Origin of the sequence: Chloroflexus sp. (genome assembly GCF_034435895.1) — a bacterium.
Taxonomy (GTDB): domain Bacteria; phylum Chloroflexota; class Chloroflexia; order Chloroflexales; family Chloroflexaceae; genus Chloroflexus.
This window is the reverse complement of sequence record NZ_DAOTWH010000326.1, coordinates 1-11,091: the sequence shown is the minus strand read 5'-3', so window position 1 is coordinate 11,091 and position 11,091 is coordinate 1. Positions and strand designations below refer to the sequence as shown.

General features: G+C 59.6%; 10 protein-coding genes. All 10 read right to left on the bottom strand.

Annotation, left to right across the window (positions count from 1 at the left end; genetic code table 11):
* A partial coding sequence (locus U9R81_RS18195; protein ID WP_322496829.1) for an AIR synthase related protein occupies nt 1-375 on the bottom strand: 375 nt, incomplete at its 3' end.
* Nucleotides 372-1,385 carry an ATP phosphoribosyltransferase gene (gene hisG / locus U9R81_RS18190; RefSeq protein WP_322496828.1) on the bottom strand — a complete coding sequence of 338 codons (1,014 nt, stop codon included), beginning with the start codon at nt 1,383-1,385 and terminating at the stop codon, nt 372-374. The genes hisG and U9R81_RS18195, both read right to left, overlap by 4 nt.
* Nucleotides 1,382-2,068 (bottom strand): creatininase family protein, encoded by a 687-nt coding sequence (locus U9R81_RS18185; RefSeq protein WP_322496827.1) that lies wholly within the window; start codon nt 2,066-2,068, stop codon nt 1,382-1,384. Before U9R81_RS18185 ends, hisG begins: the two co-directional genes overlap by 4 nt.
* Nucleotides 2,065-3,504, bottom strand: a complete 1,440-nt coding sequence (gene hisZ, locus U9R81_RS18180) for an ATP phosphoribosyltransferase regulatory subunit (RefSeq protein WP_322496826.1) — start codon at nt 3,502-3,504, stop codon at nt 2,065-2,067. Before hisZ ends, U9R81_RS18185 begins: the two co-directional genes overlap by 4 nt.
* A 768-nt stretch (nt 3,505-4,272) precedes the next feature.
* Nucleotides 4,273-4,632 carry a response regulator gene (locus U9R81_RS18175; protein ID WP_322496825.1) on the bottom strand — a complete coding sequence of 120 codons (360 nt, stop codon included), beginning with the start codon at nt 4,630-4,632 and terminating at the stop codon, nt 4,273-4,275.
* A gap of 96 nt (nt 4,633-4,728) precedes the next feature.
* On the bottom strand, nt 4,729-6,168 hold the full coding sequence (locus U9R81_RS18170; protein ID WP_322496824.1) for a HAMP domain-containing sensor histidine kinase: 1,440 nt from the start codon (nt 6,166-6,168) through the stop codon (nt 4,729-4,731).
* A gap of 136 nt (nt 6,169-6,304) precedes the next feature.
* Nucleotides 6,305-7,018, bottom strand: a complete 714-nt coding sequence (locus tag U9R81_RS18165) for a hypothetical protein (protein ID WP_322496823.1) — start codon at nt 7,016-7,018, stop codon at nt 6,305-6,307.
* A gap of 263 nt (nt 7,019-7,281) precedes the next feature.
* The gene (locus tag U9R81_RS18160) at nt 7,282-8,922 is read right to left on the bottom strand and encodes a VWA domain-containing protein (protein WP_322496822.1); all 1,641 of its coding nucleotides are present in this window, start codon (nt 8,920-8,922) and stop codon (nt 7,282-7,284) included.
* A gap of 185 nt (nt 8,923-9,107) precedes the next feature.
* Nucleotides 9,108-9,530, bottom strand: a complete 423-nt coding sequence (locus U9R81_RS18155; protein WP_322496821.1) for a hypothetical protein — start codon at nt 9,528-9,530, stop codon at nt 9,108-9,110.
* A gap of 229 nt (nt 9,531-9,759) precedes the next feature.
* The gene (locus U9R81_RS18150; protein WP_322496820.1) at nt 9,760-10,866 is read right to left on the bottom strand and encodes a substrate-binding domain-containing protein; all 1,107 of its coding nucleotides are present in this window, start codon (nt 10,864-10,866) and stop codon (nt 9,760-9,762) included.
* Nucleotides 10,867-11,091: the final 225 nt, after the last annotated feature.

Here is an 11,091-nt window from a genome sequence, read left to right as displayed (position 1 = left end):
GGCGACGCCGCCGACAATCGCTGCCACCTGCGCCGGATCGAGCTTTGCCACCGCAATGTAATCAAGGAAGAAGAGCGGGCGCGCGCCCTGCACCAAAATATCGTTAATCGCGTGATTGACTAAATCCTGCCCAACCGTGTCATAGCGGCCAAGCGCAGCGGCTACCAGTGTCTTGGTGCCCACGCCATCGGTGCTGCTGACCAGCACCGGCGCTTGCATCCCGGCCAGTGCCAGCGCCGCATCGAAACACCCGCCAAACGCCCCCATCCCGGCCAGCACGGCCGGTCCGTGGGTGCTGCGCACCGCCGCCGCCATTAGCTCTTTCGCTCGCGTCGCCGCGGCAATATCTACTCCGGCAGCACTATACTGGGTCATAGTCGCTCCTCGCCAAGACGCGCGCTGAGCCGCGCAAACGCCTCACTCTCAGCTCGAAAGACATGTTGCACTTGGACAGTCGTGACGCTGCTGGCGCCGATGCTGCGCAGGTAATCGATCGCCGGCAATAGTTCCTCTTGCGGTACGACCACATTCACCGCGTACCACCCACTCTCACTGGCAAACTTGCTCCACACCGGCGCAATCGTCGGCCCCTGCAAGCCGGCCAGCTCGTGGCGGGCAGTCACCTTCCGTCCCACCTCTTCCACCGAGGCGCCGGGCAGATTGGCGGTCAGCGAATAGAAGAGGCGACCGCGCCGGCGGGCTTCGATCAATTCGCAAAGCTGGCGCACTAGCTCGAGCCGGGCCGGGTTGCCGCGCAGCGAACGGCGCGAGCCGATTAACACCGCTTGCGAGCGGATGATCGGCCCGCCAACGATCTTCAACTGGTTCTCACGAATGGCAGTGCCGGTCTCGGTGATGTCGGCGATAATGTCGGCGTAGCCAAGGCTCGGCGCCGCCTCGGTCGCGCCTTGCGACTCGACCAGCTCGAACATGTTGATGCCATTGGCATAACAGAACCGGCGCACGGTGTTGGGGTACTTGGTTGCGATCCGCAACCGCCGGCCTCGCGCTTGGAATTCGACCGCCAGATCGGCCAGATCGGCCCACGAGGTGACATCGATCCAGCTTTGGGGCACGGCAAAGACCAGCTCAACCCGCCAGAAGCCGAGGTCATCGATGACGACCAGCACATCATCATCGTCCTCGCCGCGCTGTTCGTGCAGCAGATCGTAGCCAGTCACACCCAAATCAATCGCGCCCTCGGCCACTTTCGTCACAATATCGGCTGGCCGATGCAGCAACACCTCGGCGCCGGGCAAGCCGCGCAACACCGCCGTGTACTGGCGCGGGTTAGCGCGGGTCACGCGCAGACCGCAACTTTCCAGCAACGCAATGGTCGCATCGTAGCCGGAACCTTTAGAAGGGATAGCAAAACGCAGTGTCATAGCGTAGACCTGTCATAACGCGCGCGGCGCTGTTGGTATAAAGCAGTAATCGCGGCTACGTTCCGCCGGGTACAGACATCTTGTACGGCCTTCGCTAGCCGATCGATCGCCAACGTGAGTGCATGGTTGCCCAGCGAGGGGCTAGCGACATCGCGCACATTGCGCCCGTCATCGGATGCGAGTTGGCTGAGATCGACCAATTCCGGGTGCATCGCCAGCAACAGCGAGGTCTCCCAGAGCGCGCCGCGATCCTGCATTGTTTCATCAACCAGCTCGAGCGGCGAGATGGCAAGGGTCAGCAGATGATGCTGCGACCACGCCTCTTCGGCAGTCTCGATCAGCGCCAGATCAATCATCGTGGTTGCGGGCAAACCGATCACAATCGCGCCTTGAAACCCTTGAGCGGCGACAGCAGCCAGCCGTGTCGCTACGAGTTGGCGGAATAGCGCGACATTGTCAGTGCTATCCCACCACAGCAACGGGTAGAGGACACCACCCGCCCGGCGCGCTGCGCCTTCGGCCACCGCTTCGGCAATATAACCGGCGACCCCGCGGGGCAAGTGCGATCCGCGTGGTTCTAATGTCGCCCACGGCAACCAGCAAATTGGTTGTTTCGCGATGAGCTGTTGCTGCTGCGCCGGCAATACGTCAACGTAGCGCCCCCACGCCTGCGTTGTGCTCATAACGCCTCCCCCAATGCTGCTAGCGCAATCCGCCGTTCGGTACGTGCGGCGAGATCACGCCACACGACGTACTCGCCTTCACGTTCGGCTGCGCCCACGATCACGGCGGCGGCAAAACCGCGCCGGGTCGCATCGCGCAGATTGTCTTTTACACTCCTCCCGCGCGTATCGAGCACCACCGCTCTCCCGCCGGCGCGGATGCGCTCGGCGACCACTAACGCATACGGGTAGTCGTCATCGCTCACTGCGGCGACTAAGACGGTCGCTGGCGGCGTTAATTCCGGCAGCGCCGCCGTGGCCAGCACCCGTTCCAACCCGTAGGCAAAACCGACTGCCGGGGTTGGTTGTCGCCCGCCGAGGGTACTGACCAGATCGTCGTAGCGCCCGCCGCCACAGAGCTGATTCCCGTCACGGTCGTAAATCTCGAAGATGAGGCCGGTGTAGTAGTGCAATCCGCGGCCCAACGCGCCATCGATCACGAGCCGGTCGTTTGGTACGCCATGCGCTGCCAGCAGATCGAGGATAGCTTGTAATTCGCGGAAGGATGCCGATTCGCTGCCGAGCAGGCTGGCCAGTGCCGGCAGCGCCTGCGTGGGCGAGCCGCTGATCGCAGCGAGTTGGGCCAACTGCGCTAGCGCCGCTTCAACTAATGGCTGCTCGTCGGCCCGGCGCAGGGTGCGCAACAAGCGTTGGATCACCTCTGCCGGACTGCGGGTGCCGGTACGCAGATCGATCCGCATCGCAGACAGCACCCGTTCCAGCCAAATGGCCGCCTGCGCGTCATCGAGGCCGGGAGGCAATTCAAGACCTTCCGGCGGCGTGCCAAGGTTTGCCAATACCCGCTCGCGCACCGGTTCGATCCCCTCGGCCCGCAGCCGCTCAAGGCTCCACACTAACAACCCGCGGGTGCGTTCAGGCAACGCAAACCGCAGCAGCAGCTCGCGCACCAGCCCAATATGGCCAATGCGCACGGTATACCCGCTCACGCCGGCAGCGTCCAAGCCGGCGCAGGCCAGCGCAATTACTTCTGCATCGGCGCGCGGCGGCAAGCCACCGATAATCTCGCCGCCAATCTGCGTAAACTGGCGATAGGTATGGCGTTGGGGCCGCTCATAGCGAAAGACCGGCCCGGCATAACTGAGGCGTAGCGGCAACGGTTGATCTTGCATCCCCGCCACATACGCCCGCAACACCGATGCCGTCCATTCCGGACGCAGCGCCAGATCGCGCCCGCCGAAGCTGAACTCATACACCTTGCCGACCAGCTCTTCGCCGAGTTTGCGCAAATAGAGGTCACGGTGCTCGATAATTGGCGCATCGAGCATCTGATAGCCGTAACTGGCTATGGTTCGTTCCAAAATGGCTTGCACATACCGGCTGGCCGTATGCTCAGCCGGGGCGACATCACGCATGCCGCGTACCAGATCGACGGTCACAATACCTCCTATCGGTTGGTATGCTACCATGCCGTATTGTAACCGATCGGTTACGCGATGGTGTTGTACTGCCGCGTGCGATTGGGAAAACCGCAGCAACTGGCGATACCTTGATCAGGTAAAACCTACTATCGCCGAGCCGGGCACACGACCCAAGCCGTGCTCACCGCCCCGATCTAGCCCGCGCAGCGGATGTCGTAACCCAAGTCCGGCCTTTGAGGGACGGGTTCATTTGTCCCCACCCCTATTCTGGCCCCTGCCCCCTGCTGCCCATCCCCCGCTGGGGTTGAGGAGCGGACAGAACGTTTGATCGAGTACAACTGTCGATCGCTGTGCGATGCCGTAAAGCCCGCCTCTCCGCTCCCCATCACCCCTCCCCCAGCGGGGGAGGGGTGATGGGGTGGGGGCATCAGCCCGCGCAGCGAGCTTCGTACCCCTAGCCCGGCCCTTGAGGGCCGGGTTCTGGACAGGTGTTCTGTCCGCCCTTGAACCCCGCTGGGGGAGGGGAGGTGATTGCTACCAAGCGCCACAAGAGTCACGAAACATGTTTGTGCCTTTTGCGTCTTTTTGTGGCTATTCCTTCCCCTAGTAGCGGGGCAGGGGGTGAGGGTCAGCAGCCCGCGCAGCGGGCTTCGTAATCCAAGCCCGGCCCTGAAGGGCCGGGCGCAGGAGACGGAATAACCTTACCTAACCCGCAGTGTGGGCTTTGCAACGCTTGCTAGGCCTGAAAGGCCGGGCACACGATCGGGCGATCTGGGCTAGGCCGATCTACCGCCCAACTAAATCGCGCACCGTGCTAAGCAGATTGGTCAAATTACCCGTCTTGGGCACATAGGCATCAAACCCCTGCGCCACAAATTCGCCCGGCGTCTTTTCAGTGCGAGCGGTGTGGGCAATGATCGGGCACCGCACTCCCTGCGCCCGCAGATCGCGCAATACCATCAAGCCATCGCGATCAGCCATACTGATATCGAGCACGATCACATCAGGCGCAAATTCATGCACTTTTGTCAGCACCTCAGCGCCGCTGCCAACCGAGAGCACCTCGTGACGCCCGACATGCCTGAGCACGCGCTCGAACATCGAACGAGCCGTATAGACATCATCGACGAGCAGTATTCTGGCCATCGTTCCTTGCTCCTTTGCTCACTTGCACCATTGCCAGCGCGCGATGTTGATAGCGATGAAACGCGGCATTGCCACGTTTCATCGTTGCCGTCATTGTTATGCTCTTTCCGTGCTGGCCCGTGTGCGCGGCAACGAGAAGAAGAAGATGCTGCCCTTGCCCAGTTCGCTTTCCAGCCACATCCGCCCGCCGTGCAGCTCGACTAGCCAGCGGCAGATCGAGAGGCCCAAACCGGTGCCGGCGTGCTGGCGCGTGTCAGCATTTTCAATTTGCTCGAATTGTTGGAAGATCCGCTCCTGATCGCTTGGCACGATACCGATGCCGGTGTCGCGCACCCAGAGCACGACCTGATCAGTCTCTGCTCGCGCTCCGACCGCAATCTCGCCCGAATGGGTAAACTTGCAGGCGTTCGAGACCAGATTCAGCAATATCTGCCGCACCCGCACTTCATCGGCCAGCACCGTCGGCAACGTATCGCGGTACTCGCGGCGCAACTGGATGGGCCGCTCGCCGATCAGCGCCTGCGCGGTACGCATCGTCTCATCGAGCAGCGGCATCAACGCGAGATTGGTCTTGTTCAGCTCAAGCTTGCCGGCCTCAACTTTTGCCAGATCGAGAATATCGTTGATCAAGCCGAGCAAATGCTGGCCGCTGCGCCGGATCTCGGCAATGTCTTGCAGCACCTGTTCGTCAATGCGCACATCGCCGTACATTTCGGGATGTTCGAGCATCGCGGTGCTAAAGCCGATGATGATATTGAGCGGGGTACGCAGCTCGTGCGACATCGTGGTCATAAAGTTGGTCTTCGAGCGGTAGGCCGCCTCGGCAGCGGCCCGTGCCTCTTCCAGTTCGAGCGTGGTGCGGTACAGTTGTTCGTTGAGCAAATCGCGTTCGAGCAAGGCCCGTTCCAGATCAGCTTGGGTCGCGCGCAACAACTGTTCGCGTCGCTCGGATTTTTGCGCTGCATCGATCGCCCAACTAATCGTACCGCGCACCACGTATGCCGCCGCCCAACTGAGCGTTGCTGCGCCGAGCAACAGGGCAATCAGGAGGATGATCTGCCCGATCGCTTCAAACCACGCTGGCCGTGACTGGCCGATCAGATCGGCGCCAAGCAGCAAGCCGAGGTAGAGCAAAATCGCCGCTTGCGCCGCTTGAAACGGCGCCCGCGACGAGATCATAATGCCGGCGGCAAAGACCCCTAATACCGAAAGATAGACGAAACTGTTGTTGGTGAAGCCAAACGCCGCGCAACTCAGCACCGGCAATAGCGTAATCGAACCGACCATCACCACGCTGGCCAGATGGAGGTTGCCGCGCCGCCGCAACCGGTCGCTTACGGCAACGCTGGCGAGCAGCAACAGGATTACAACATACGGCCAGACATTGCCCTGCCACCGATTCAGCAGCAAGATGCCGGTTGCACCGCCGGCGAGCGTTGCTAAGAGCACCAGCATCGGTGGCAACATATCAGCGACGAGACCTTCATCGGGTGTTGCGACCGGAGTGCGAGCGGGGATGAGGGTGCGTGCAACCATAGGATGGTGTTCCTCTCGCGTGTAGTTATGTTAGATGTTCGTTGTGAATATCATAGCAGGTCTTGCCGGTTGGGTACATTGAAAGATGATGAAAGGCTGTACGGCATAGCTGGATGGCAGCAGCGCAAGCGTTGCCTTACAAGCCGGTCATCGCGGTATCCAACACTTTGCGGAACACCTCCATATCGCTGCGCAGTTCGGTGAGGCGTTGCTGGACAGCGCCGCTAGCCGAGGCCATCGCGACTGCATCGGCGGTCTTGAGCCGGACAATCTCGGCTAGGGTGGTGTCGAGGCTGGCATCAATGTTCGCGAGCTGGGCCTTAATCCGGTTGAGGTAGGTGCTCAAATCTTGGATATGCTGCTGTTGGGTGCGCAACGCTTGCCGCCGCTCTTCGAGTTGCTGGCGGGTGAACGGGTCGATCGTGGCGCTGATCTGCCAATCGAGCTGGGGTAGTTGTTGTGACAAACGCTGCCAATCGTTCGTGGCTAAGAAGCGTTCAATGATCTGCCCTTTGTCGGCCAGCACATACGCTTCGGCCACTAAATCGCGAGTCTGGTTGACAATATTACCGAGCAGACCGCCAAGCGGGCCTTGCGCCATACCGGCGGCTCGTTCCACCTCGCGCTGCAATCGCTCGATCTCGCCCAGCGCGGCTCGTAGCGCCGGACTAGTGATGCGCGGGCGCGGTGCGGTCAGCAAGGGGTCGCGCGCCGCCAACCACGTGGCAGCAAGGTAGAGGGCGATTCCAAGCGGCAACCACCAGATCGTGAGCGACAAGCCACCGAAGATCGCGGCGACCAGCACGAGCAGATTGAGCGGTTGCAAGGCGGCAGTGCGGAGTGTGTCCATACCATCCTGCCTTTGGCGAGATAGTTTCTAGTGTAATTATATCACGCCGTGACTACATGCGATGTTCTTTTTATAGAGTGCGACAGTTTAACTGCCGCACTCCATACTGTCAACTCATCGGCGTGGAGCCATGTGCGTAACGTTTCGCATGCGGCAGGTTGACTGCCGCACTCGATACGGTACCCGTGATCGCCACGTAGTCTTCATGACTGGTCTCCGCATGCGGCAGGTTGACTGCCGCACTCCAAACTGTCAACCCGGTCCTAGAAATATCGGCTCAGGTTTTCAAAGATCTGGGCAATATCGCCGGTATCGCCGACCACCACAATCGTGCGGGCAAACTCGGCGATCGAGTCAAGTGTCTTCCGGTCGGCATCGCTGCCGTAAGCCACTGGGAAGATGCTGATCCCGCTCTCATCGAAGAGGCGCCGGATTTCATCAATCGATGCCCGGCTCGAGTTGTCAGCTCCATCCGAGAGCAACACAATCGCGCGAATGCGATCGTCTTCGGCGGGCGGCAGGTTGTCAAGCACCTGCTTCCCCAAGGCCAACGCATCGAACAATGCCGTCCGGCCAGCAGCGCGCATCTCTTGGACGGCGGTTTGTAAAGCGATCCGGTTGTTGTTGAGCGGCGCCATTGGCACCACTAAGCGGGCCGTCGAGTCGAACGTTACCAACCCAACCCGATCTTCAGGCAGAATCCGCGCAAGGAAGGTCTCGATCCCAGCTTTGACCATCGTCATCTTATTGCCTTCCATCGAGCCAGAGGTGTCAACTACCAGCAAGATGTCGGCCCGCTTGCGGTTGAGCGCCCACGAGTTCTTGACCGCAACGATCACCTCTGCCGAAGGCACAGCCAAAACAGTCTGCACCCCTTGCGGGTCGGCGCCGAAGGCCGGGCTGATCGGATCGGTCAGCGGCACGTCTGGGTTGGCCGGGCGAAAGCCGAACGACATCGCGGCGCGCTGGCTCTCTTCAGTGAGCAGAAATTCGTAGAACCGTTCGGCGGCGGCCCGTTCGTCGGCGGTGGCGCTGGCCATGATGATGAACGGGTTGTCGTGCCAGAAGGTGCCCTCGGCTGGATAGATAGCTACCAGCGGTGTTGGCGGCGGGTTGAATTTGTTGAAGTCGATGAGCGTAATCTCTTCCATCGGGAAGGCTGAGATGTAGCTCATGCCGAACTTCTTCATATTTTCGCTGAAGATCAGCGTGTTGTAGCCGTAGTGCTTAATGCTGCGACCCAGCTCGCGGATGAAGCGAGTGGCCGCTTCGCTCTGCACATCGGCCACGGTCAGGCCTTCACGCTTGCCGGTGGCGGCGTAAAACTCGGCGATCAGTGTGCTGAGCGCCGTCGTGCTGATTTCGGGGTCGGTATGGCCCCACGAGAAGCGGCCCCATTCGGGGTGGCCGAAGCGGCCCCAACCCTGCGGGTCGTTGGTCAGGTCGAGGATATCCTTCCAGCCGATCGGCTTATTCGGCCAACCCATCGCCTCAGCCATCGGCTTCCACATCGCGATCACCACCGGCGTCAGCACCAGCGGCTTATTGGAAACGGCTACATTCTGGTTGCCGGTCTCTTGCTTAAGCACTTCCAGCCACGTGCTAGCCGATGGGCTCCAGACCGTCACCTTCAGCGTGCCGTTCTTGATCTCGGTGCGAGCTGCGCCCGATGATTTGTTGATCCCCTCAACACGCACGCGGCGGTCGTTGACCGTGATCCGCTGTTCGTTGAAGCGAGCAATCTGCTCGGTCAGCCACTTATCCTTTTCAGGACTGTAGGCAATGTTAATGGTGATTGCATTGGCATCACCACTGTCAAACAGCGTGTCAATGTCACCGCAACCGCTTAGGAGCGTTGTTAGAGCCACGAGCAGCGATAGTAGTTTGAATAGCCGGATACGCATGGATAGCTCCTCTCATTGAAACCGTATAAACGCTGTATTGGGATAGTTAGTCTGCTGCACTGCGCTGATCTGATACCGATGGATGCTCAAAAAGCGTGGTTTGCTGTGCTGTTTGCGGTAGCTTGATCAAGCGGGCGTCTGGTTGCATTAACAACGTATATGTTGTCCGGATGGTTTGTTCATCGCTATGATGAAGAAACCGGAATGCAGAGGCGGCAAGGATAGGCCTGCTCTTTTTCAAACGCGATCCAACGCCGTCCGAGCATTTCGGCGACCGCACCAATCTTGCTTGAGTCAATTTGCATTACAACGCCACCGAACGATGCTGTTACTGTCGGCCATACAATGCGCATTTCAAAACCTTCCTCGGCGCCTTTTGCTTGCGGTTGGGCGGTGCGCCCATGCTGTCGCGCCTCACGCATATCTTTCACTTTTACATACTGTGCCAAGGGATCTGCCTTCCAATCAACCGGTTGATTGCCGCTTTTGTGACAGATCACAATTGCAACCGCATCTTCGTCGCGTAGTCCATCGTTCAGGATCGGTTGGTGAATGGGACATCGAGACTTCAAACTGAGTCTTTGCTCTTGACTCAATACGATGACCACACTTCACACAAAGAATATCTGGAACCCTAATCCGCTTAATCTTGACTCCTTTCCAAATTTTGAAACTTGTCGAGCCTCGCTCAAGTTCGATAGGTTGATGGCCTTGTTGGTTGAGGTCTTCGATAACTTGTTTCGTGCCGATTGCGCCAGCCGCTAGTTTTTCAAGAAAGCTTTCATCTGACTTATCAGATCTTCGCATGATGAACCTCGTTACAGACTATAACTCTCTTCACCTTTCCGTTGCGCTTTGCCACGTCGTCACCAGCGTCACAATCACTTCTGGCGACGGGGTGGCGAGTTGAGCGGCGAGGTCGAGTTGCAAGCCGTAATCGCGATAGCGACCAAAGAGTGAGGCTTGGTCGTCTAGGTCAATCGTCACTTGGGGGTTGGCCGGGCGAAAACCATACTCGCGCATGGCGATGGTCTGTTCGGCGGGGCTAAGCAGGAAATCGCGCAGCAAGCGGGCAGCTTCGCGTTCGGCGTTGTCGACCCACGGCGCGGTGAGAATAGCGTAGGGATGGTCGCTGACGATCGTCGCGGCGGGGTAGTAGACCCGCACCCGCAACCCGCGTCCCTCGCCTCGGCGAAACGTTTGCAGGGCGAGGTTTTCATACGTCGTAATGATATCGTAAGCGCCGGGCTGGATGACGAAATCGGTTGTAAGTGTGCCGGTGCTATCGGGCCAGCCAGCAACGTGCTCGTTCAATTGGCGCAGCCAGTCGCGTAAACCGGCATCGCGGGCCTGTTCGATGGTAAGGCTGTTGGTTTGATGATACTGCGCTGCCAGTACGATCACACTCTGCAAGCCGCCGTTGCTCTTGGCCGGTGATGAGATGCCAATTCGCACATTGTTAATCTGATCGGGCAATTGGCGTTGCCAGAGTTGCCACGGGTTAGCAATCCTCTCTGTGTCCAGCGCTTCGCGCATCAAGGCCACGAGTGGGGTAAAGGCCAACGGTTGGGCTGGCTCGCGCAGCAGTTCGGCTCGCCATTGGCGCAGTTCGGCGAGTTGTAACTCGCTGGCCGGGCTAACCACCGTTGGTTGGTAGCCGTCGCGTTCAATCGAGGTGATCAAATCACGGGAACCGGCGACGCGCATGCGCACCTCAACCGCCCGCCCGTTGATCGTCGGGTTGGTGCGGGCAAACCGTTCGATGGCGCTGCGCAGCCACGCCTCTTTTTCCGAACTAACGGCAAAATCGATCCGGATCGGGGATGCTGCGGTGGGTAAAGGCAGCGGAGACCAGCCAACAGGGCCAAAGACAACGGTAACAACAGTGAGAACGATGGTTGCCAGTACGTAGATGCCTGCTATCGTGCGTGAGATTCTCAACATACCTATCTCGCTTGTTGTGGTAGCGGCTACCTATATCGTAGCATCTCTTTCGTACCGGCGGATGGCCAATCGGGCCGTGTTCACCAAAAGATACGCACCACTAGGACAGAACGTTGCAAATCGACGGAGCAGCCTAGGGGTGAGTGTACACTGCCAAGCCGCAAAGCGAGCAAAGCCGCAGAGTCGGAAAACGCCAAGGCGCAAAGGACGCAGAGAGCGCCAAGG

Coding starts and splice junctions, on each gene's coding strand:
- U9R81_RS18185 (WP_322496827.1), bottom strand. CDS start 2,068: ATGAGCACAACGCAGGCGTGGGGGCGCTACGTTGACGTATTGCCGGCG.
- hisG (WP_322496828.1), bottom strand. CDS start 1,385: ATGACACTGCGTTTTGCTATCCCTTCTAAAGGTTCCGGCTACGATGCG.
- U9R81_RS18165 (WP_322496823.1), bottom strand. CDS start 7,018: ATGGACACACTCCGCACTGCCGCCTTGCAACCGCTCAATCTGCTCGTG.
- U9R81_RS18170 (WP_322496824.1), bottom strand. CDS start 6,168: ATGGTTGCACGCACCCTCATCCCCGCTCGCACTCCGGTCGCAACACCC.
- U9R81_RS18175 (WP_322496825.1), bottom strand. CDS start 4,632: ATGGCCAGAATACTGCTCGTCGATGATGTCTATACGGCTCGTTCGATG.
- U9R81_RS18160 (WP_322496822.1), bottom strand. CDS start 8,922: ATGCGTATCCGGCTATTCAAACTACTATCGCTGCTCGTGGCTCTAACA.
- U9R81_RS18150 (WP_322496820.1), bottom strand. CDS start 10,866: ATGTTGAGAATCTCACGCACGATAGCAGGCATCTACGTACTGGCAACC.